General features: G+C 70.1%; 27 protein-coding genes. 14 read left to right on the top strand and 13 right to left on the bottom strand.

From position 1 onward, the window contains the following. Positions 1 to 83: 83 nt before the first annotated feature. Positions 84 to 749: a YigZ family protein gene (locus HC362_RS30055; protein WP_243087309.1), complete on the bottom strand. Its 666-nt coding sequence runs from the start codon at positions 747 to 749 to the stop codon at positions 84 to 86. Between the two features lie 101 nt (positions 750 to 850). Here HC362_RS30055 and HC362_RS30050 point away from each other — a divergent pair, with 101 nt between their 5' ends. Beyond that, complete coding sequence (locus HC362_RS30050; protein ID WP_243087308.1) at positions 851 to 1,258, top strand: CoA-binding protein; 408 nt, start codon at positions 851 to 853, stop codon at positions 1,256 to 1,258. A gap of 24 nt (positions 1,259 to 1,282) precedes the next feature. Beyond that, the gene (locus HC362_RS30045; RefSeq protein ID WP_243087307.1) at positions 1,283 to 1,786 is read left to right on the top strand and encodes a GNAT family N-acetyltransferase; all 504 of its coding nucleotides are present in this window, start codon (positions 1,283 to 1,285) and stop codon (positions 1,784 to 1,786) included. An 8-nt stretch (positions 1,787 to 1,794) separates the two neighbouring features. Here the strand turns inward: HC362_RS30045 and HC362_RS30040 are convergent, their stop codons facing one another. After that, positions 1,795 to 2,355, bottom strand: coding sequence for a YbaK/EbsC family protein (locus HC362_RS30040; RefSeq protein ID WP_243087306.1), 561 nt, complete (start codon positions 2,353 to 2,355; stop codon positions 1,795 to 1,797). 31 nt (positions 2,356 to 2,386) lie between these two features. Continuing rightward, on the bottom strand, positions 2,387 to 2,974 hold the full coding sequence (locus HC362_RS30035; protein WP_243087305.1) for an XRE family transcriptional regulator: 588 nt from the start codon (positions 2,972 to 2,974) through the stop codon (positions 2,387 to 2,389). 89 nt (positions 2,975 to 3,063) lie between these two features. On the opposite strand from HC362_RS30035, the gene HC362_RS30030 reads away from it, so the two are divergent. Continuing rightward, complete coding sequence (locus HC362_RS30030) at positions 3,064 to 3,936, top strand: DMT family transporter (RefSeq protein ID WP_243087304.1); 873 nt, start codon at positions 3,064 to 3,066, stop codon at positions 3,934 to 3,936. Between the two features lie 12 nt (positions 3,937 to 3,948). On the opposite strand, the gene HC362_RS30025 is transcribed toward HC362_RS30030, so the two are convergent. The 4 genes from HC362_RS30025 to HC362_RS30010 form a co-directional block, all read right to left on the bottom strand. Next, the gene (locus HC362_RS30025; protein ID WP_243087303.1) at positions 3,949 to 4,764 is read right to left on the bottom strand and encodes an acyltransferase; all 816 of its coding nucleotides are present in this window, start codon (positions 4,762 to 4,764) and stop codon (positions 3,949 to 3,951) included. 71 nt (positions 4,765 to 4,835) lie between these two features. Then, on the bottom strand, positions 4,836 to 5,384 hold the full coding sequence (locus HC362_RS30020; protein ID WP_243087302.1) for a gamma carbonic anhydrase family protein: 549 nt from the start codon (positions 5,382 to 5,384) through the stop codon (positions 4,836 to 4,838). Between the two features lie 56 nt (positions 5,385 to 5,440). Beyond that, positions 5,441 to 6,097: a DedA family protein gene (locus HC362_RS30015; protein WP_243087301.1), complete on the bottom strand. Its 657-nt coding sequence runs from the start codon at positions 6,095 to 6,097 to the stop codon at positions 5,441 to 5,443. Between the two features lie 113 nt (positions 6,098 to 6,210). Next, a complete protein-coding gene (locus tag HC362_RS30010; RefSeq protein WP_243087300.1) occupies positions 6,211 to 6,666 on the bottom strand; it encodes a DUF4442 domain-containing protein in 456 nt (151 codons plus the stop codon). Positions 6,667 to 6,802: 136 nt separating this feature from the next. Here HC362_RS30010 and HC362_RS30005 point away from each other — a divergent pair, with 136 nt between their 5' ends. Further along, a complete protein-coding gene (locus tag HC362_RS30005) occupies positions 6,803 to 7,888 on the top strand; it encodes a DUF1720 domain-containing protein (protein WP_243087299.1) in 1,086 nt (361 codons plus the stop codon). Between the two features lie 41 nt (positions 7,889 to 7,929). On the opposite strand, the gene HC362_RS30000 is transcribed toward HC362_RS30005, so the two are convergent. Both HC362_RS30000 and HC362_RS29995 read right to left on the bottom strand, forming a co-directional pair. After that, a complete protein-coding gene (locus HC362_RS30000) occupies positions 7,930 to 8,790 on the bottom strand; it encodes a fused MFS/spermidine synthase (protein WP_243087298.1) in 861 nt (286 codons plus the stop codon). A 28-nt stretch (positions 8,791 to 8,818) separates the two neighbouring features. Continuing rightward, on the bottom strand, positions 8,819 to 9,475 hold the full coding sequence (locus HC362_RS29995) for a GTP-binding protein (protein ID WP_243087297.1): 657 nt from the start codon (positions 9,473 to 9,475) through the stop codon (positions 8,819 to 8,821). A gap of 470 nt (positions 9,476 to 9,945) precedes the next feature. Here HC362_RS29995 and HC362_RS29990 point away from each other — a divergent pair, with 470 nt between their 5' ends. The 5 genes from HC362_RS29990 to HC362_RS29970 all read left to right on the top strand — a co-directional run bounded on the left by HC362_RS29990 (position 9,946) and on the right by HC362_RS29970 (position 12,909). Next, positions 9,946 to 10,725: a TVP38/TMEM64 family protein gene (locus HC362_RS29990; protein ID WP_243087296.1), complete on the top strand. Its 780-nt coding sequence runs from the start codon at positions 9,946 to 9,948 to the stop codon at positions 10,723 to 10,725. Between the two features lie 34 nt (positions 10,726 to 10,759). Further along, complete coding sequence (locus tag HC362_RS29985) at positions 10,760 to 11,632, top strand: undecaprenyl-diphosphate phosphatase (protein ID WP_243087295.1); 873 nt, start codon at positions 10,760 to 10,762, stop codon at positions 11,630 to 11,632. A gap of 533 nt (positions 11,633 to 12,165) precedes the next feature. After that, positions 12,166 to 12,447 (top strand): winged helix-turn-helix domain-containing protein, encoded by a 282-nt coding sequence (locus HC362_RS29980; RefSeq protein WP_243087294.1) that lies wholly within the window; start codon positions 12,166 to 12,168, stop codon positions 12,445 to 12,447. Between the two features lie 9 nt (positions 12,448 to 12,456). Beyond that, the gene (locus HC362_RS29975; RefSeq protein ID WP_243087293.1) at positions 12,457 to 12,633 is read left to right on the top strand and encodes a hypothetical protein; all 177 of its coding nucleotides are present in this window, start codon (positions 12,457 to 12,459) and stop codon (positions 12,631 to 12,633) included. 30 nt (positions 12,634 to 12,663) lie between these two features. Beyond that, entirely contained in the window at positions 12,664 to 12,909 is a 246-nt protein-coding gene (locus HC362_RS29970) for a hypothetical protein (protein ID WP_243087292.1), read from the top strand. A gap of 304 nt (positions 12,910 to 13,213) precedes the next feature. Here the strand turns inward: HC362_RS29970 and HC362_RS29965 are convergent, their stop codons facing one another. Continuing rightward, positions 13,214 to 13,927, bottom strand: a complete 714-nt coding sequence (locus HC362_RS29965; protein WP_243087291.1) for a hypothetical protein — start codon at positions 13,925 to 13,927, stop codon at positions 13,214 to 13,216. Between the two features lie 446 nt (positions 13,928 to 14,373). Between HC362_RS29965 and HC362_RS29960 the strand changes: the two genes are divergently transcribed. From HC362_RS29960 to HC362_RS29940, 5 genes are all read left to right on the top strand, one after another. Continuing rightward, entirely contained in the window at positions 14,374 to 14,880 is a 507-nt protein-coding gene (locus HC362_RS29960; protein WP_243088952.1) for a hypothetical protein, read from the top strand. Positions 14,881 to 14,920: 40 nt separating this feature from the next. Then, complete coding sequence (locus HC362_RS29955; protein ID WP_243087290.1) at positions 14,921 to 15,430, top strand: hypothetical protein; 510 nt, start codon at positions 14,921 to 14,923, stop codon at positions 15,428 to 15,430. A 72-nt stretch (positions 15,431 to 15,502) separates the two neighbouring features. After that, positions 15,503 to 15,931, top strand: coding sequence for a DUF1870 family protein (locus HC362_RS29950; protein ID WP_243087289.1), 429 nt, complete (start codon positions 15,503 to 15,505; stop codon positions 15,929 to 15,931). Next, the gene (locus HC362_RS29945; protein ID WP_243087288.1) at positions 15,928 to 16,797 is read left to right on the top strand and encodes a hypothetical protein; all 870 of its coding nucleotides are present in this window, start codon (positions 15,928 to 15,930) and stop codon (positions 16,795 to 16,797) included. Before HC362_RS29950 ends, HC362_RS29945 begins: the two co-directional genes overlap by 4 nt. A 72-nt stretch (positions 16,798 to 16,869) precedes the next feature. After that, positions 16,870 to 17,082 carry a hypothetical protein gene (locus HC362_RS29940; protein ID WP_243087287.1) on the top strand — a complete coding sequence of 71 codons (213 nt, stop codon included), beginning with the start codon at positions 16,870 to 16,872 and terminating at the stop codon, positions 17,080 to 17,082. A 313-nt stretch (positions 17,083 to 17,395) separates the two neighbouring features. On the opposite strand, the gene HC362_RS29935 is transcribed toward HC362_RS29940, so the two are convergent. From HC362_RS29935 to HC362_RS29925, 3 genes are all read right to left on the bottom strand, one after another. Beyond that, positions 17,396 to 18,544, bottom strand: a complete 1,149-nt coding sequence (locus tag HC362_RS29935) for a tyrosine-type recombinase/integrase (protein ID WP_243087286.1) — start codon at positions 18,542 to 18,544, stop codon at positions 17,396 to 17,398. Continuing rightward, positions 18,541 to 19,317 carry a hypothetical protein gene (locus HC362_RS29930; protein WP_243087285.1) on the bottom strand — a complete coding sequence of 259 codons (777 nt, stop codon included), beginning with the start codon at positions 19,315 to 19,317 and terminating at the stop codon, positions 18,541 to 18,543. The genes HC362_RS29935 and HC362_RS29930 overlap by 4 nt, the downstream gene beginning before the upstream one ends. A gap of 246 nt (positions 19,318 to 19,563) precedes the next feature. Next, positions 19,564 to 19,893 carry a hypothetical protein gene (locus tag HC362_RS29925; protein ID WP_243087284.1) on the bottom strand — a complete coding sequence of 110 codons (330 nt, stop codon included), beginning with the start codon at positions 19,891 to 19,893 and terminating at the stop codon, positions 19,564 to 19,566. Positions 19,894 to 20,221: the final 328 nt, after the last annotated feature.

Here is a 20,221-nt window from a genome sequence, read left to right as displayed (position 1 = left end):
GTCAACGACCTTAAGCCCCACCACTGACAGCGCGTGCCACACCCTGGCAGCACGTGCAGCCCACGGGCGGGCCGGCCGCTCGCTCAGACGGTGCCGAACGCCTCGCCGCCCACCTCGAGGCGCGCGGTTCCCGCTGTGGCGTCGGCCAGCCAGCCCGGGAAGTCGGCGAGATCGGCGTCGGGGAGCTGGAGCTCGATGCTGACTTCGGCGCCGTACCGCACGTCCCGCACCTGGCGCCCGGCAGCCCGCAGCTCGTTCTCCAGCCGTCCGGCGCGCTCGTGCCCGACGGTGACGGTCACCACCCGGTAGCGCCGCCGGGTGACGGTCCCGATGGCGTCCAGCGCCTCGCCCACCGCGCCCCCGTACGCGCGGATCAGACCGCCCGCGCCCAGTTTGACGCCGCCGAAGTAGCGGGTGACGACGGCGACGGCGTAGCGCACGTCGCGGCGCAGCAGCATCTGGAGCATCGGCACGCCCGCGGTGCCGCCCGGCTCGCCGTCGTCGTTCGCCTTCTGGACGCTCGCGTCGGCGCCGATGACGTAGGCCGAGCAGTTGTGGTTGGCGCCGGGGTGCTCCTTGCGGACGCGGGCGATGAACTCCTGCGCCTCGGCCTCCGTGGCGGCCGGTGCCAGGGCGCACAGGAAGCGGGAGCGGTTGACCTCGGTCTCGTGCACGCCCTCCGCCGCCACGGTGAGGTACTCCGCAGGCCCCTCGGGCCGTTCCTGCTGTGCGCGCTGGTCGTGCTGCATCATGCCAGCCTATGGCCGCACACCGCGGGAATCGCCACGGGGTGCGCACCGTTGTGCGGGGGTGTGTGCCCGCCACGGGCCCGCTGACGGAGGAGAGAGCGATGTACGGCGATTCCGGGACGGTACGGAGGATTCTCACCGAGCTGGGTGACACCTGGGCGGTGGTGGGGCTCTCCGGCAACACCGCGCGGCCCGCGCACGGGGTGGCCGAGGTGCTCCAGCGCTACGGGAAGCGGATCGTGCCCGTCCACCCCAAGGCGGAGACGGTGCACGGCGAGCGCGGCTACCCGAGCCTGGCCGACATTCCCTTCCCGGTGGACGTCGTGGACGTCTTCGTCAACTCCGAGCTGGCGGGCCGGGTGGCCGACGAGGCGGTGGCGGTCGGCGCCAAGGCCGTGTGGTTCCAGCTCGGGGTGGTGGACGAGGCGGCGTACGAGCGCACCCGGGCTGCCGGTCTGTCGATGGTGATGGACCGCTGTCCGGCGATCGAAATTCCCCGGCTGGGGTGAGTACCGGTGCGCTAGCGTCCGGCCATGAACGCCATACGCCGAGCCACGCCTGACGACGCCGAGGAGATCGTGCGGCTGCGCCGGGTCATGTTCGCCGCGATGCTCGGGCGGGACGAGCCGGGGCCGTGGGAGAAGGAAGCCGTGCGGATCGCCCGGCGGCAGCTCGCACAGCCGGACTCCCCGCTGCTGGCCTTCGTGGTGGACGGCGAGTCCGCGCACCCGGCCCATCTGGCGGCGTGCGCGGTGGGCCGGATCGAGGAGCGGCTGCCCGCGCCGGTGAGCCCGCAGGGGCTGTTCGGCTTCGTCTTCAACGTGTGCACCGACGAGCGCTACCGCGGCCGGGGCCACGCCCGGGCGACGACCGCGGCGCTGCTGGCGGAGTTCGCCCGCCGCGGCGTCACCCGCGTGGATCTCCACGCGACGCCGGAGGCCGAGGCGATGTACCGGTCCTTCGGCTTCGCCGAGCACTCCATCCCCTTGTCCCTGGATGTGAGCACCCTGGATGCCGCCCGGCCTCCCCGGGCCTGAGCGCCGGGCTAGCCGCGCACTCCCAGCCCCTCCACGATCTCGGCGCCGGGGAGCGTCGCGAGCGCCTTGCCGGGGACGATGAGCTTGCCCCTGCGGCTGCCGCTGCCGATCAGCACCCAGGGCAGCGCCGCCACTTCGGCGTCCAGCAGCAGCGGCCAGCCGGCGGGCAGCCCGATGGGGGTGATGCCGCCGTACTCCATGCCGGTCTCACCGACGGCGGTCTCGTGCGGTGCGAAGGACACCTTCCGGGCGCCGAGGCCGCGGCGCACCGCCCCGTTGACGTCCACCCGGCAGGACGAGAGGACCACGCACCCGGCGAGGGTGCGCGCTCCGCCCTGTTTGGCGGCCACCACGACGCAGTTGGCCGACGTCTCCAGCAGGTCCTGGCCGTAGGTCTCCAGGAAGACGGCCGTGTCGGCCTTCTCCGCGTCGGTGTCGACGTGCAGCAACTGGTCGACGGGGACGGGGCCTTCCCAGTCGCGCACGGCGGCGGCGACGGGAGCGGCCAGCTGGTCCAGCAGCTCGGCGGCCGGACCGGCGTTGTCGAAGTCTCCGATGGGCGCTCGCATATCGGCAGCCTAGCCAGTCGCCGCCGCGGGGTCAGCGCGGTTCGGGGACCGAGACGGCCATGGTCATCTCGACGTCTTCCGTTCCGTCGTTGCGGTAGCCGTGCGGTACGTGCGACTCGAAGCAGGCGGAGGTGCCGGCCGGGACGGTGTAGGTGTCACCGTCCACCTCCAGGGTGAGCGTGCCGGCGGTGACGTGGACGAGTTCGGTGGCGCCTATGGGGTGCGGGTCGGAGCTGCTGGCGTCGCCCGGTACCAGCTTCCAGTGCCACAGCTCCAGCGGACCGGGCGCCTCGGTGCCCGCGAGCAGCGTGCTGTGGCTGCCCGCCTCGGTGGCCCACAGCCGTACGGCCTGCTCCGGGGGGACCAGCCGGACCTGTGGCTCCTGGTCGAAGTCGAGCAGCGAGGTGATGCTGACCCCGAGCGCGTCGCCGATCTTGACGACGGTGCCGACGCTGGGGTTGGTGCGGGCCTGTTCGATCTGGATGAGCATGCCCCGGCTGACTCCCGCCCGCGCGGCGAGCGCGTCGAGGGTGAAGCCGCGCTCGGCCCGCAGGTGCTTGAGGTTGCGGGCGAGGGCCTGCGTGAGGTGGTCGAGGTCCGTCACTGTGTTCGGCACCATCCAAAATATTAGATTGCAGAGTGCACTGCTCTGAACTACGGTGTGGTGGACTTGAGTGTTCACCACACTGTACTGCGAGGGATTCCGCCATGACCGCTGTCTTCGCCCTGGCCACCAGTCTGCTGTGGGGGCTGGCCGACTTCGGCGGCGGGCTGCTCAGCAAGCGACTGCGCGAGCTGACCGTGGTGGTCGTCTCCCAGGGCGCGGCCTGCCTGGTGCTCGGCGTCATCGTGCTGGCCACGGGCGCCTGGAGCGAGCTGGACGCCCGTCTGCTGTGGTGCGCGGTGGCGGCCGGTGCCATCGGGCCGGTGTCCATGCTCTGCTTCTACCGGGCACTGGCCATCGGCCCGATGGGCGTGGTGTCCCCCGTCGCCACTCTCGGCAGTGTGGCCGTACCGGTCGCCGTCGGCATGGTGCTGCACGGCGAACGGCCCGGTCCCATACAGGCGGTGGGCACCCTGGTCGCGGTCACAGGCGTGGTGCTGGCCGGCGGTGTGGGCGGCGGCGGAGCGCCCGTGCAGCAGCGCACCATCCTGCTCACCCTGGTCGCGGCCTTCGGCTTCGGCGCGACGATGAGCCTGGTCGCCGAGGCGTCCACCACCGTCGCGGGGCTCTTCCTGACGCTGTTCGTCCAGCGGGTGGTCAACGTGGTGGTGGGCGGCGGCGCGCTGTACGCCTCGGTGCGGCGCGGCAGCCCCGCGCTCCCCGAGGAGGGGATACGGGCGGTGTGGCGGATGCTGCCCGCACTGGCCTTCGTGGGTCTCGCCGACGTCGCCGCCAACGGGACATACGCCGTCGCCGCGCAGCACGGCCCGGTCACCGTGGCAGCTGTGCTCGCCTCGCTGTACCCGGTGGTCACCGCGCTGGCCGCCCGGGGCGTTCTCCACGAACGGCTGCGGGCCCTGCAGACAGCGGGCGCCTCACTGGCGCTGCTGGGCACCGTACTGCTCGCCTCCGGCTGACGGCTCCCGGGCTCAGCCACCGTCCGCGCCCCCGTCCCGGTCGCCCCGGAAGGTCCCGTCGCCGCCCGGCGAGGTGCCCTTCTCGCCCCTGAGGGTCCCGTCCCAGGGGCCGTGCGGGCGGGGCAGCTCGGCCAGGGCCAGCAGCTGCTGCGGAGTGACGCCCTCCGGGACGGGAACGGGCGGCGGGGTGCGCAGCGGCGGCTGCCACCCCTCCTCCGGGTCGAAGCGGCGCACCACCTTGGCCGGGGCGCCGGCGACCACCGCGTGGTCCGGCACCTCGCCGCGCACCACGGCACCGGCCGCGACCACCACGTTCCGCCCCAGCGTCGCGCCCGGCAGTACGACGGCGCCCGCACCGATCCAGCTCCCGGAGCCGATCTCGACGGGCGCGGTACGCGGCCACTGCTTGCCGACCGGCTGCGCCGGATCGTCGTAGGAGTGGTTGGTCGAGGTGATGTAGACATACGGACCGCAGAACACATCGTCCCCGAGGCTGACCCGGGTGTCCGCGATGACGTGGCTGCCCCGCCCCAGCACCACGCCGTTGCCCAGCCGCAGCACGGTCTCGGGGCCCAGGTCCAGGTCCGGCATCATCCCGGCCGTCAGCGTGACGTCCTGGCCGACGATGCAGTGGTCACCGATCTCGATCCACGGTGTGCCGAAGAGCGTCCCCTGCGGAAAGGCGAGCCGGCTCCCGGTCCCCAGGCGGCGGAACGCGTACGGCCCGGGGCGTTCGGCCGTGACGGCTCCCGCGCGCTGCGCCCGGCGCCAGATGCCGTGCACGGCGCGGGAGGTAAGGGACGAGAACGTGTTCTTGAGGGATGGCACGCCGTCACCGTAGCGCTCCACCGCTCTTCTGCCGCCATGAAGTTCCTCACGAGTAACCCCGCCGCCGCGGCTCAGGAGGGCGAGGGGCCCTCGGCCACGGACGCCTCGCGGTGCCGCTTGGCGAGCTCCACATACGCCAGAGCGTTGAAGCGGATGCTCTCGCGCTCCTCGTCGGTCAGCTCGCGCCGCACCTTGCCGGGCACCCCGGCGACCAGCGAGCCGGGCGGTACCACGGTGCCCTGCGGCACCAGGGTCTGCGCGGCGACGAGGGACCCGGCACCGATCCGGGCGCCGTTGAGGACGGTGGCGCCCATCCCGATCAGCACATCGTCCTCGACGGTGCAGCCGTGCAGCACGGCGTTGTGGCCCACGGTCACGCGGGCGCCGACGGTGACGGGGAAGCCGGGATCGCCGTGCACGGTGCAGTTGTCCTGCACATTGCTCTCCTCGCCCAGCACGATGGGGCCCGCGTCGGCACGCATGACGGCGCCGTACCACAGGCTCGACCCGGCGGCCATGGTGACCTGCCCGGCGATCACGGAGGTCGGGGTGTGGAAAGCCGTGGGGTCCAGCCGGGGTTCGTGCCCGCCGACGTTCACGATCAGTCCGCCCTGTGCCACGTCTGTTCTCCTTCTCGGGGTGCTGCTGAGGGGTGCCCTGACGGGGCGCGCACCCTCTAGTCGGCGGCCGGCGCCGGTGCGGCCTCCGCGAGTTCCTCGGTGGCGGCGTCAGCCGCCTTCGCCGCGCGGCGCTTGACGATCACCATGGAGCCCAGCCCGAACAGCAGGGCCACCACCAGTCCGAGCCAGGAGAAGCGCTTGAGCCACGCCTCGGCGACGATGCCGACGTAGTAGATGACGGCGGTCGTACCACCGGCCCACACCACACCGCCCAGCACGTTCGCCGTCAGGAACTTCCAGTACGGCATCCTCAGCACGCCCGCGAGCGGCCCGGCGAAGATCCGCAGCAGGGCGATGAACCGGCCGAAGAAGACCGCCCACATGCCCCACCGCTGGAAAGAGCGCTCCGCGGTGGCCACATGGCTGGGCCCGAAGTGCTTGGGGAACTTCCTGCCCAGCCACTCCAGCAGCGGCTTGCCGCCCTTGCGGCCGATGGCGTACCCGATCGAGTCGCCCACCACGGCGCCGACGGTGGCGCACGTGCCCAGGATCAGCGGGTCGATGTGGCCCTGCTGCGAGGCCAGCAGCGCGGAGCTGACCAGGACGATCTCCCCGGGCAGCGGAATCCCCAGGCTCTCCAACCCGATGACCACCCCCACCAGGAGGTACACGCTGACGGCCGGGACGCTCTCCAGCCACTCCTGGATGTGCAACTGCGGCTTCCTCTCACGTCATCGGGGCATGAGCTGTCATGCCTGCACGAATCCGGAAGCCTACTCGACCCCGCCTCGGCCCGTGCCGAGGCCCGGGGCCGCTCCGCGCGGGGTCAGTCGTTGGGCCGCAGGGTCCACACGATGGTCATCTCGCTGGTGACGGCGCCGTCGGGGCGGCTGAGCGCGACCTTGACCGGGAACTCCGGGCGCTGCCCGCTGTCGAGCTCGGCGACCACGTCGGCCACCGGACGGCCGAGTTCGGCGGTGGCGGTGACGACGCCCGTGGCGATCTTCTTGAAGTCCATCTCCGCGTGCACCGGGAGCGGGACGGCCCGGGAGAGCTGGTCGGCGAACGCGGCCAGGGTGATCGCGCCGCTCGCGGATTCGGCGAGGGTGAACATCGCTCCGGCGTGCGGGCCGCCGACGTGGTTGTGGTACTCGCTCTGGTCGGGCAGCGAGACGACGACCCGCTCCGGCGAGGTCTCCAGGTACTCCAGGTTGAGCGTGCGGGCCATGGGCACGGAGGCCCTCATCAGCTCGCCGATGTCCGGCTGCGACTGTGTGGTCATGGCCGCACGTTACCACCGAGTAACTGCTGGCGGGAGGGCCGCTCCTTCGCGCTCCGGACCCATTCATGTAGCGGGTGCGTACCGATCGGCGGGCGGCCGTGGCCGCCATGGACAGCGCACCATAGGGTTATCAGCCATGTGGCCAGGACAGCAGCAGCCCGGGGGCGAGCAGAACCCGCAGCAGCCGAACCCGTATCAACAGCCCGGCTATGGGCAGCCGAACCCGTACCAGCAGCCCGGATACGGACAACCGCCGTCAGGTCAGCAGCCCGGCTACGGGCAGCCGCCGGCCGGCCAGCCGTCCGGTTACGGGCAGCAGGGCACCCCGCCGTACCCCTACGGCCAGCAGCCGGGCGGTCCCGGCCAGTCGGGCCAGTGGGGTCCGGGGAGCATGCCCGGCGGCCCGCAGTCGCCCAAGGGCGGCGGAGGCGGCGGCAAGAAGAAGACGATCGTGATCTCGATCGTCGCCGCTGTGGCGGTGATCGCGGCGACGGTGACCGGTGTCGTCGTGCTGGGCGGTGACGACTCGGGTGGCAAGAAGAACGAGGCCGACAAGTCCGCCTCGCCCTCGGTGAAGACGAAACCGGAGAAGAGCAAGAAGGGCGAGCCGGGCGGCGGCGGGGCCTCCAAGGACCCGTCGGACCCGGTGATCGCCGGGTGGCAGACCGTCATCAATCCCAAGTGGTACTCCGCCTTCGACGTCCCCGACACCAAGGACTGGACGCTCGCGAGCCAGGGAACCATCACCGGCTTCGAGAACGACAAGGGCAAGGTCCTGGTCGCCATGTCGGCGCCCGCCTACTACAAGGACAACTGGTGCAAGGAGTCCACCCGCGCCGCCGTCGGCACCAAGGGCGGGCAGGGCTCCAAGAACACCAAGGAGGCGGCCCGGATCGCGGCGGGCAACTTCGCGATAGCCGGCTACGACCAGAAGCAGAAGGGCACCCTCAAGGTCTCCAAGCCCAAGCCGTTCACGAACAAGCACGGCATCAAGGGCCACACCGCCACCGCGAAGGTCACCGGGGCGCCCAAGGCGGACAAGTGCTCCACCAGCGCGGGCAAGGTCGTCACCGTCTCCTGGATCAACTCCAACGGTGACCTGGCGATCTGGGTGCTCTACACCGACGCGGGCGTCAAGGATGAGCTCTCGGACGCCACCATCAAGAAGATCATGGGCAGCCTCCGCACCTACGACGGCGGCGGGGACGAGCCCCGCGGCTGACCCAGCACCGCTCCGCGCGGTCCAGGCCAGGGACGGCGCCCTCAGCCGATGCTGAAGGCGCCGTCCGGCGGTTCGGGGGACGGTACGGCATCGCCGTCGTCGACCGGCCGCACGCCGCGCGTGAAACGCTCCAGCGCGGCGCCGTGCTCGACCCGCGCCGGGAACGGGTCCGCCGAGCAGCGGCGGGCCAGCTCGGACAGCGGCTGCTCGTCGTGCGAGGCGAGCAGCAGGATGTTGCCGAACCGCCGCCCGCGCAGCACCGCCGGCTCGGCCACGAGCGCGAGCTGCTCGAAGACCGCGGCGGCCGTGGCCAGTTGCGAGGCGAGGAAGGAGAACGGCGCGGCGTCGGCGAGGTTGGCCACATAGCTCCCACCCGGCCGCAGCACCCTGGCCGCCTCCCTCGCGTACGGCAGCGTGGTCAGATGCGCCGGGACCCGCGATCCGCCGTAGACGTCGGCCAGCAGTACATCGGCGCTCCCGTCCGGTGCGGACTCCAGCAGCGCCCGTCCGTCGACCGCCTCCACCTCGATCCCGGCTCCTTCGGGAAGCGGCAGGTGTTCGACGACGAACGCGGTCAGCTCCGCGTCCGGCTCGGCCACCCGCTGCCGGGAGCCCGGCCGGGTCGCCGCGAGGTAGCGGGGAAGCGTGAGCGCTCCCCCGCCCAGGTGCAGCACGTCCAGCGGCGCTCCGTGCGGCGCCGCCACATCGAGCAGATGGCCGACCCGGCGCGCGTACTCGAACTCCAGGTGCTCGGGAGCGTCGAGATCGACGTACGACTGCGGGGCTCCGTCCAGGGTCAGCAGCCACGCCCGCTCGCGGTCGATGTCCGGCAGCAGTTTGGCGGTGCCGCCCGCGACGGCTCGGATGCGGGGTATCTGCTCCCCGTCGGCGTCGGTGTCCACGGCTCCATTGTGCGGCCCGTCCGAGGGCTCACAGCACCTCGGGCAGCGGTACATAGGTGTCGACGGCGTCCAGCAGCGCCTCGATGGTGCCTTGCCAGCGCGGATCGCCCTGGAGCGCGCTGCGGGCCGAGACCCGGACGGCCGGGAGCGTCTCGCCCGCGTAGCCGTGCCGGGTCAGCAGCTCCCGTACCTCGGTCTCGACCAGCTCGGTCAGCTCGTCGCTGCCCGCGTCGGCCATGGTGAGGGCCACGACCAGGTGGGCGAGACCGCTGCGGCGCGCCAGCGCCAGCTGACCGGCGGTGCAGGGCCGGACGCCCTCCAGGACGGAGACGACGATCACCGCGCCGTCGAGCCCGCGCAGGGCCTCGGCGCCGAGCGAACTTCCAGCGCTTTCAAGGCTTTCAGGACAGCCAGGGCTTCCTGGACATTCCGTGTGGCCCGGGTCCAGCAGTGTGTAGCGCCGGGTGTCGGTGGCGTACCGGAAGCTGCGGGTGCCGGTCGCGCGGCGGGATCGCCGTCGCCGCGGATCCGGGCGGACGGGGGCGCCGTGCGCGGCGGCAGGGTCTCGTGCCGCCGCCAGCGCCGCGGCCAGCGTGGTCTTGCCATGGCCTCGGTGCCCCAAGGTGCCGATGGTCAGGTGCGGGATCGGGTGCGGGATGCAGGACGGGTGGGTGTGGCCGGACATGGGTGCCCTCCTGGGCCGGTACGGGACGAGGCCGGACCCCACGGAATGACCGACCCTCCCCCTGTGGGGTCCTCGGGCGGTCCGGGAAGGGTCAGCGTCGGCGCAGCCGGACGCCGGGAGGGAGGTGAAGGGCGTGCACGCCCCTGGTCACCGCGCACACGCTCCGGGACGGGGACACACACCCGCCGGGGGTCGGGAAGAGGGCAGCCGGCGCGGCGGCCGCGACGGCGGCCGGAGCAGAGAGCGGGGGCTGCCGGAACACCGACAGATCATCGCTCGCTCAACCGTCCTCGGTCGAACGGTTTTCGACGGCGGCCTCACCCGGCCGGACCGGTCCGGTGCGCACAGTCTCCGTCGCAGGTGAAAGCGGAGATGGACGGCGAGCGAACACCGGTTCCGACAGGCATCTTTCGGGCTTTACGTACAGCACCGAACAGCGGAAGGGTCCATTCGTCGGTTACGCTCCCAGCGTGCCCGTCCCCGCCGTGCAGCCAGACGGACTCCCCGGCCGTCTCACCAAGACGCTGCTCTCACCATGGTCCCGCCTCGCCCTGCTGGCCGTACTCCTGTGCGGGGCGGCGACGACGATGCTGCTGTACGAGCCCCAGCGCCTGCTCGCCCACGGCTGGCCGCCCGAGGCCGCCGGCGGTGTGGCGGTCGCGCTCTTCGGCGCCGCCTACGGGCTGTGCACCGCCGCCTTCGTGCCCCGCCCGGTGCTCAATGTGGCGGCGGGTGTCCTCTTCGGCGCCCAGGCAGGCACCTTCTCGGCGACGGCCGGCACGGTGATCGGCGCGGGCATCGCCTTCGGGCTGGGCCGGCTGCTGGGCCAGGACGCGCTGCGCCGACTGCTGCGCGGCCGCTGGCTGACGGCGGCCGACCGGCAGTTGAGCAAGCACGGCTTCCGCTCGATGCTGGTGATCCGGCTGCTGCCCGGTGTGCCGTTCGCGGCCTCGAACTACGGCGCCGCCGTCTCCCGGATGAGCTGGCCCGCCTTCTTGAGCGCGACGGCGCTCGGCTCGGTTCCCAACACCGCCGCCTACGTCATCGCGGGCAGCAGCGCGGCGAAGCCCACCTCGCCGGTCTTCCTGGCCTCGTTCGGCTTCATCGCGCTCTCCGGACTGGCGGGCGGCGTGGTCGCCTGGCGCAAACGCGGCCAGCTGCGGGGCCCGGCCGCGCGGGACAGCACCCGGCCGGCGGCCCCGCCCGAAGCCTGCTCGCCGGCCGTGCGCGAGCCGGTCTCCCCGCACTGACCTCCGACTACCACAGGGACGAGCCCCGCCGCAGATGTCTTGGTTTGAATCCTTTGTCCTCGGACTCGTCCAGGGACTGACAGAGTTTCTCCCGATCTCCTCCAGCGCCCATCTGCGGCTGGTCGCGGCGTTCGCCGGCTGGCACGACCCGGGCGCGGCCTTCACCGCCGTCACCCAGATCGGCACCGAGACCGCCGTCCTGATCTTCTTCCGCAAGGACATCGGCCGCATCCTCGCCGCCTGGTTCCGCTCGCTCTACAACCGCGAGGCCCGAGCCGACCACAACGCGCGGATGGGCTGGCTCGTCATCGTCGGCTCCATCCCGATCGGGGTGCTCGGGCTGGCCTTCAAGGACCAGATCGAGGGCCCGTTCCGCGATCTTCGGCTGATCGCCACCACCCTGGTGGGCATCGGCCTCGTGCTGGGCGTCGCAGACCGGATGGCCGCCCGCGACACCAAGGGCGGCCGCCACCGGGCTCGCCGCGAGCGCAAGTCCCTCGAGCAGCTGACCGTGCGCGACGGCCTGCTCTACGGCTGCGCGCAGGCGATGGCGCTGGTACCCGGCGTGTCCCGGTCGGGCGCCACCATCAGCGGCGGCCTGTTCATGGGGTACCGGCGCGAGGCGGCGGCCCGCTACTCGTTCCTGCTGGCGGTCCCCGCTGTGCTCGCCTCCGGCCTGTTCGAGCTCAAGGACATCGGCGAGGGCCATGTCTCCTGGGGGCCCACGCTCTTCGCCACCGCGCTGGCCTTTGTGGTGGCATATGCCGTCATCGCGTGGTTCATGAAGTTCATTTCAACCCGCAGCTTCATGCCGTTCGTCATCTACCGCATCCTGCTGGGGCTGGCGCTGTTCGCGCTGATGGCGGCGGGCGTGCTCAGCCCGCACGCGGGCGAGTCGGTCGGCTGAGCGGGTATTTTCGGGGCGCGGTGACCGGGTGAATGCCCTAGTGGCTTCTAGTAGTTTTTAGAGTCAGATCGAGCCTGCTCCCCATGATCATCTCCCACTCGTCTCCCAGCGTCTCCCAACGTCTCCCAACGCAGGCGGCCGGCCACTCGGGGGCACCTACTTGGGAGGTAGGACTGGCGCCCCAAGGGTCGACCACCTGCTGATCATTAACCGTAGGGACGGGCTGGCCGAAATTCGATCACTCATTCGAGTGATGAGTGTGCCGTGACTCCCACACAAGGGGGGTGCAGAGGGAGTCACGGCAGCTCAGGGGGCGGCTAAGCACGAGTACCCGCAGCGTGGACCCCTAATCGGAGGACAGGTGAAGGCGTTGGGAATTCAGCCACCTACCCCCACCCCTCTTGCAGCCGCGTTGGGCCGAACCGCCGATCACGACAACCCCTCTGAGGGTAGCCGCTATGCATCGCTACCTATAGCTATAGGGAGCTACCCATCGATCTGTGCAGCTCAGGGGCGCTCTACCGTGTGACAACATGGGAGATGATCTTGGTGGGCGGGTTGACCCCAGCCTGCCGGTCTACGTGTATGTCCAGGTGGCCGACGACCTCACGCGTCGCATCGAAGCCGGTGAGCTCCAACCCGGCGCCCGCCTGCCCGCAGAACCAGACCTTGCCCGCGAATACGGGGTCTCCTACATGAGTGCACGGAGGGCAATCCGGGTGCTCCGCGACCGCGGGCTGGCCATAACGGTCCCTTCCAAAGGCACCTACATTCAGGCCCCCGAGGGCGGCTTCGCTGACGGTGCGAGCTCTTAGACTCGCCCCATGACCACGACGGGGGTGTGCTGCGGCCGGTGCATCACGGCGACTGCGGCGAACGCGGCGATCCGCCGCCATGTCGCCGGCCGTGTGGTGTGGACGCCGGAGGCTCTGGCGGAGCTGGACAGGCTGCGTGCGGTGTGGCGGGAGGCCGTGGCGCGGGAGCTGACGGCCGCGGCGTGAGTTGTCAGACGGCAACCGTAGGATCGCAGCATGGCGAATGTGATCGACCCCGAGAAACACGCGCACCTGATCGAGCTGCAGCTGAAGGTGTTCGCCGCGGACCGTGAGCTGATGGCGTACACGGGGGATGATCCGGAGCCGCTGCGGGAGAAGATGCGGCAGGCCGCCGCCGCGAAGAACGCCGCCCTTGAGGACTCCGGGCTCGTGGCGGAGCATGGCTGGAACGCCGCCGAGCAGGGGCTCAAGCAGGCCGCACGGGCAGCCGAGGCAGGCTAGGGCTCCTCGTCGCCCAGGCCGCTCCACACGCGATCCACCTCAAGTGACGGGCATTTGCAGGGCTGCCCGTAAGAGTCGTAGCCCGAGCACGGTCCGTGGGGGTGACGGAAGTCCGCGTGCATGCACGTACAGACGCGGGCCGCGCGGGGGTCGAGCCGGTCATCATCGGCGGGGCGGGGCTTCATGGCTCCCCCTTTCTCACGGCGTCGGCCCCGCCGCGCTGTTGGCGGGGCCTGCCGTCCACATGCAGCCAGCACGATGGATGATGCGTCCAGTGTGGCAGGCCAGGGTGACAGGCGGTGGGCTATGAGATGCCCTGTGCGCGGGCGTTGGCGAGGAGCGCCTTCAGCCCGCTCACGTCGAAGTGGACGAGCTTGCCCATGTTGCTGGTGTGGTAGCCGCCGCTGGGCGAGCACATGATCGGCTTGTTGCCGTAGCTGGTGGCGACGCACTCATACGGCTCGACGGTGCCGTCGCCGTCGAGATCCACGTTGGGGTGGTTGAGTCCCATGGCGTGTAGGACCTCGTGGACGATGGTGTTGTGGAGGTTGGCTTTGCTGATGTACCACGAGCCGTCCCAGTACTCCGAGTTGTAGATGACGAGGCCGCCGCGCCCGAGGCCCTGCGGTTGCCAGGGGCAGGGGACGCCCTTGCTCCAGCCGGGGGTGCCGACGGGCCTGTAGCGTTCGGTGACCTGGATGTGGTTCTTGGGCCCGCACTGGTTGATGTCGACGGGTTCGACGCCGCCGATTTCGATGTGGATGCCGGCGTCGCGGATCTGCTTCAGCGCTTCGGTGTAGTACGGCGCGTAGCGGGCTTTCATCGCGGCCGTCTCGAACGTGATGGTGTACGTCTCGCTGGGGCTGATGGCGTACACGCCGACGATGTCGGTGAGTTTCCAGCCGTAGCCCTGCATGGTGAGGGTGCTGCTGGTGGCCTGCTGCGCCGTGGCCTGGGAGCCGGTGAGGAACGTCACGGCGGCGATGGTGGCGGCTATGACGCCGAGGGTTCTACCCAAGATGATCTCCTTATTCAGTTGTGGGGGGTCACGCCCGTTGTGGCGGCCTATGCGTGGATTCATCAGGCTGACGCATGGGATACCCGCATGATTGCGGGTTCAACCAGAGTTGCGTATGCGCGCCTGACCCGGGCTCCAGGGCACAAGCCGGTGAAGCAGAAGACCCCCGCCCACAAGACGGGCGGGGGTCCTAACGCGTAGCCCCGCAGTGGCGGGGAGCAGGCGCCGGGCACTGTGCAAGAACCGGCGCTAGCTACGCCTGCGCGTTGCAGCAGGCGATCGCAGCCAGGAGTGGAGCTGCGCGCCTCACGCAGGCGAGCTCGTTGATTATGGCACGGACAGAGAAGAGTCACACAACCCCCCTTGCGCTTTCCTATTTTAGGAAGCTACATTGGTGGCATGAGGTCAGGGGAACAGCCCCAGACCCCACCGGAAGGACCCGGACGATGAACACCACCGCAGCCGCCGCCCAGGCAAACGTCACCGTCGACACCATCCGCACCTGGTGCCGCTACGGAGCCGTCTCCGCCGTCAAGCAGGCCGGCCGCTGGGTCATCGACTCCGCCTCCCTCGCCGCCCGCATCGCCATCGGCGCCCTCAAGCGCCCCGCCCGCACAGTCGAGTTCACCGTCGACACCATGACCGCGATCGGCGGCAACCGGTGGCAGAAGAACGGCCACGACCGCGTCTACATCAACAACTGGGCGCACTTCGCGGGCATCGAGACCAGCCGCTACAACACCGGCAACATCTCCTCTGCCAGCTACCAGGGCGAGCGCATCCCCAACTCCCAGGCGGGCAAGCTCCTCGGCTCCATCGACAAGGTGTGGTACGACGCCGCCGACGGCAAGCTGCACTGCCGGTTCGGCTGGAGCGAGTCCCGCGTCGCCGACCGCGACGAACTGTGGGAGGCCGTCGTTGACGGTATCCGCAGCGCCATCGCCGCCCTCTGACTCAGAAGCACCGACATCCAATCAAGCAAAGGGGACTGCTATGACCACCACCACCGACTACGGCACCTGGTGCAATCACGGCGACAGCTACAACGTGTCGGTCGAGGCCACCATCCTGGACGCCATCAACGGCGGCGACAGCGAATGGCAGAAGCGTATGGAGACCTCCGGCGCCCTCGACCGCATCGCCTCCGACTACCGCGACGCCATCGACAACGCACTCCCCGAGGGCGTGCACCTGGTGGGCAACGACTTCATCGGCCCCTTCTACCCGGACGACTACACGTGGGACGGCGAGCTGGACATCAGCGAAATCATCGAGGGCATCGACCTGTTCGCCATCATCCAGCGCCACGACGTCGACAACGACAGCGCCCCGCTCGCGGTCGGCGACAAGGTCAGCGTCTCCCCCGACTCACTCCCCGAGGGCTGGTCGTCCACCGGCGAGGTCGAGGACGTGACGAACGAGACCGTGGTCGTGCTCCTTGACGACGGGCACCGCCAGGAGGTCCCGGACAGCGAGGTCACCCGAGCCCTTCGCGACGCCTGACCATCATCACGTGCACGAGGGCCGCCTCACCCCGGTCGAGGCGGCCCGCTGCTATCCCTGGAGGGACGCACCATGACCGAGTACACCGATCCACCCGGCATGCCCGAGGACGAGCGGATGACGCCCGCCGAGTTCAAGGTCGTGCGGGAATTCCTCGGCCTGACGGGGGACTGGCTCGCCGAGCACCTCGGGGTCTCGGGGCGCACGGTGCGGCACTGGGAGCAGGGCAAGTACGCCATCCCCGACGGGGTCCGTCTGGAGATCGAGGACCTGGAGCGGCGGACCGGGGAGTTCGTCTCCGGCATCATCGGCAAGCTGATGGATCTGCCCGACCCGGGGGTGATCACGTACCGGGACGATGCCGAGTACCACGCTGCGCATCCCGAGGTCCCGTTCCCCGCGTCCTGGCACCGTGCCGTCATCGCCCGCGTCGCCCAGGAAGTTCCCGCCCTGTCCATCGCCTACGCAGACGCCGCCGACCGGCACGAGGCGCAGGCATGAGCGACTGCGCAGCGTACCGGCGCGGTTGCGGCACCCCGAACGGCTGGCGCAAGGGAGGCCGCTGCTGGCGCTGCCGGGCCGCACACAACGCGGAGACCCGCAAGTACCGCGGCCTGACCCCGGAGCAACGCAGCGACTTCCTCGCCGCACGCCGCGCGGGGGAAAGCGTCGATCAGGCCGCCGCCAGGGTCGGCGTCACCCGCTCCGCGCTGTCGAACCACGCCGTAACCGACGGTGAGCTGCGCGCCGCCATTGACGGGCTCCCTGAGACCGTCCAGAAGGCCGCGCAGATGGGCGACTACCTCGCTGCCCTCACCCGCACCGGCGGCGCGGTCAGTCTGTCCATGACCGTCACCGGTCTCTCTGCCGGGGCTCTTGAGCGCTACCGCAGGGCTGATCCCCATTTCGCGGCAGCGGAAGAAGCGGTGCTGAAGTGGCTCGACCAGCTCACCGTTGTCCCTCAGAACGCGGTGACCCAGCGGCGCCTCGATATGGCAGTTCAGGTTTTGAAGGAAGGCGGAACCATCAGCGCTGCTGCTGCGAAAGCCCGGTTGAGCATCACGCATCTACGCTCCCAGGCCGCGCGCCACCCGCAGCTTGCGGCCGTCCTTCCTCCGCCGAGGCGCCGTGGGGGACGCCCGAAGCGCACGATGAGCGCCGCACAGGAGCAGCAGTTACGCGAAATGTGGACCGATCTGTCTTTCACCGTGACGGACGTGCACCGCCGCCTCGGCGTCTCTTACGCGGTGATGCGCCGCTGGGCCGACGAACTTGAGCTTGACCCACGACCGGTGGCAAAGCGGGGTAAGCAGCCAAGGCGTCGAGGCGCGCGACAGCACATCGGAACAGCTCTCAGCCACGACTGAGCATGGGCCCCGTCCACCAGGTCGGATAGCTGCCAAGATGCGCCCGCGCCCACCGTGTCGCACGGTGGGTGTATGGCCCCCGTCGTCGTGTATCCGCCTGACGCTGAGGGCGGCCGGCGGGTGGTAGCTCGGGGCCGGATCCTCGGCGTCGCCTACAACGCGATGGACGTGCTGGACATGCTGGAAGAGGTCGGGCTGGAACGGGAGCATGTGCGGCTCGACGACACCGCCCTCATCGACTGGCGCGGCGGCGGAGCCTGGGAGTGGGCACCCAGCGGCGGGTAGGGTCACACAGCGGTGCCCCCGCCACTACGACTGGCGGGGGCACCGTTCTGCGGGCGGGTCAGCGGCGTTCGCTCTGCTCAGCGCAGCACTCCGCGCGCCACCCCAGCGAGGCGCGCATGCGGATCGCAGCACCGGGCTTGAACCGCTTCCCGCAGCCCTCACAAGTGCCGGGGAAGACGGCAGGGAACCAGCCCTGTTCAGAGTCCAGCAAGCGGGTACGTAGGGGATTGGTGTCGGACTTCGGCATGGTCACTTCTCCTCTTCGGTGTTGAGTCTGGCGGCGAGTTTCGCGGCGAGGCTGTAGGCGGGATGGTCAGTCGTCGGGTTCGGTGCGGCGTGCGAGCTTGAGCCACGGGTTCTCGGCGCGGGACTGTGCCCGATCGAGGTACTCGCGTTTCACCACGGCGCTGCCCGCCTTCCAGCGGCCTTGGGCGGTTGGGTCTCCCCCGGCGTCGGCGATGGCTTGGGCGCCGCCTCGTCGCAGCCCGTGCGCGGTGATCTTTTCCCAGCCGGTGATGCCGGCTTGCCGTGCGCGCCCTCGTACCCAGTCGTTGATGGCGTCGCCGGTGACGTGTTCGCCTCGTTCGGTCGCGGTGATGCGGGACTGAAGGCGGCCTTCGCGGGTGAGTGCGCGGATGAACGCACCGTCGTGGACGTCGAGGCGGTGGAGGACGTCGAGCCAGGCGCGGGTGGCGCGGACGGGGTCGAGGAGCGGGTCGTCCCAGGCGGGGATAAACGTCTCCTCCCCTTTGGCCTCCTGGTCGGTCTTGGAAGCCGCGAACCAGAGAGCGACGCCGTCGGTCTCTACCGTCACGTTGCCGATGGTGAGGTCGGCGAGTTCGATGCGGCGGTTGAGTGCGCCGCGGCCGAGGAGGAGGACGGCTCGGTCGCGGATGCCGATGGGGTGCTGCTCGTCGCAGGTGGCCACCATGGCGCGGAGCATGGTGTCGGTGATGGCGGGTGCCTTCTTCACGCCGACGCGGCGGGCCCACTCCTTCTTGTACTCGTTGAGCATGCCGCGTGCTTCTTGGGTGCCGGGTTTCTTGTCGTCGGGCATCCAGGTGCGGATGGCGGACATGGCGACGGAGATGCTGTTCGGTGACTTGCCGGACTCGATCAGCTCGGCGACGTACTCGACGTAGGTGGCGGTGGTGCAGGGCTTCGCCACCCGGCCCTGTCGCGTGCACCAGGCTTCGAAGAGGTCGCGCTGGTTCCTGTAGGTGCGGCTGGTGTTCTTCGGCTTCGACTTGTTCTTGAGCCGTTCGGCGGTGCGCTCGGAGACGCGGATGTCGCGTTCGGTGTAGGTGGGTTGGTCGGCTTCGGTGGGGAGTGGGTCGCCGGGGGCGAGAATGGTGTGTTGGTCCACCACCGGCCGGGCGGGCTCGGTGGCGGGTAGCGGGGCGGGGAGGTGGCCGTCGTCCACCAGCTCGGCGTCGACCGTCTCCTCGGGCTCGCCGGTCATCGCGCGTCCTCGCCAGAGACAAGGTCGCCGTCCGAGGTAACGAGCCGCAGCCGGAACGGCTCCTTCTCGGGCGCAGACTCCTCGCCGGACGTAGGCCAGTCGTCAGCCCGCAGCCCGTACTTCTTCGGGGGCTCCCACCGCCTGTCGCGCTTCCATTCAGCGGCTTCTCCATAGAGTCGCGCCCACGCCTGCTCCTCACCCTCGGCCATCAGGTAAGAGACCACGAGGCCGCCGGCATTGGGGATCGGCTCCGGTCCGGGATTTTCGTGGCGTGCAGCGCGAAGGCTTCGCCCCCAAGTCTCATGGCGGCGGCAATACCAGACCGCTGTCCGCCACCCAGTCTCCTGGTCGACGATCCAGTCGTGGTCGACGCCGTGTTGCCCGCACAGGCCAACTCGGCGGATCATCGGCGCCGCGCACTCTCTCGTTTCCCAGCCGCTGCGCTTGTCCTCGTAGCGGGGGCGGTCCGCGTACAGCAGGTCCGCGAGGCGAGATCCCTTACGTGGGCCGGGACCGTACTCGCCGAGGATCGCGGAGGCACGCTTCCTCCAACTGATGAGCTGGCCGTCTTCGTCGAACCTGTCGGGGTCGCGGGCAGCAAGCCAGGCGAGCAGGAGGATCAGTTCGCGAGCTTCGGGCGTCATCCGCTTGTCCTGGTAGACGCGGTGGACGAGCTTGTCGTAGCCGTCGCCTCCCCCTCCGCCACGCTTGCGTTTCCTCTTCGGCGGCGGAGGTGCCTGCGTGGCGTGTGCAAGGTGTAGCGCTGCCCCCATCTTGGTCTCCTTCGGGCGGTCGAGATTCCCTCGTATAAGGGAAATTATACGGGGCTACCGTCGGTAACGCCCGTCATGCGGAGGAAGTTGGAGACGCCATTCCGCAACGACGAAGGGCCCCACTCCGATGGAGTGGGGCCCGCGATATTGCATGTTATCGAGGGTGAGGCAGCGTCAAGCGGGCGCGCGTTCTGAGCACACACATCAGGGCCCCATCCCGGGATGGGGCCCTGATGTTGCAGCCAGTCAGTTGAAGCAGGCGAAGTTGAAGGTGACGTCGGCGCCCCCCTCGTCGAGGACCTGGATGCCCCAGGCTTCGCCGCGGTCGGCGGCGCGGACCAGGAGTGCGCCGATGGTTTCGACACCCTTGCTGCCGCTGGCGGTCTTGGTGGCCGGCCCGCCAGGGGTGGTGTAGGTGAGGGTGTACTGGGGCTCGACGCCGAGGTAGGTGCCGGACCCGCGGAAGTCGGGGTACTGCTCGCGGACCTCGCTCCAAGAGGGGCGTGTGCGGGGGCTGAGGACGCGGGCGATGCGCTGCTCACTGTTGGCGGCGTAGGCGATGAGGTGAATGGCCATGGGAGCCTCCTGGGCGCCTAGGTGGGTGGCGGAACACCAGTACCGTAAGGGGACCCCTTATAGAATGTCAACCCTCCCCCTACACTGGCTCCATGACGACCCCGCCAAGCCCCTTCGAGAACCTCAACCACCTCGCCCAGCAAGACGATCCAACCCAGCGAGCCAAAGACGTGAGTACCGCACTCCAGGCCATCCCCGACCTACAGAAATGGCTCCGAGAGATTAGGCAGCGAGCAGTGCAAGAGATGCGCAGCGACGGACTGAGCCACGCCCGAGTGGCCGCCGAGCTCGGCATCAGCCGGGCGCGTGCACAGCAGATCGCAGAAGG

This window comes from Streptomyces sp. 891-h, from assembly GCF_022760275.1.
GTDB lineage: Bacteria > Actinomycetota > Actinomycetes > Streptomycetales > Streptomycetaceae > Streptomyces > Streptomyces spirodelae.
This window is presented reverse-complemented; position numbering and strand designations above follow the sequence as displayed.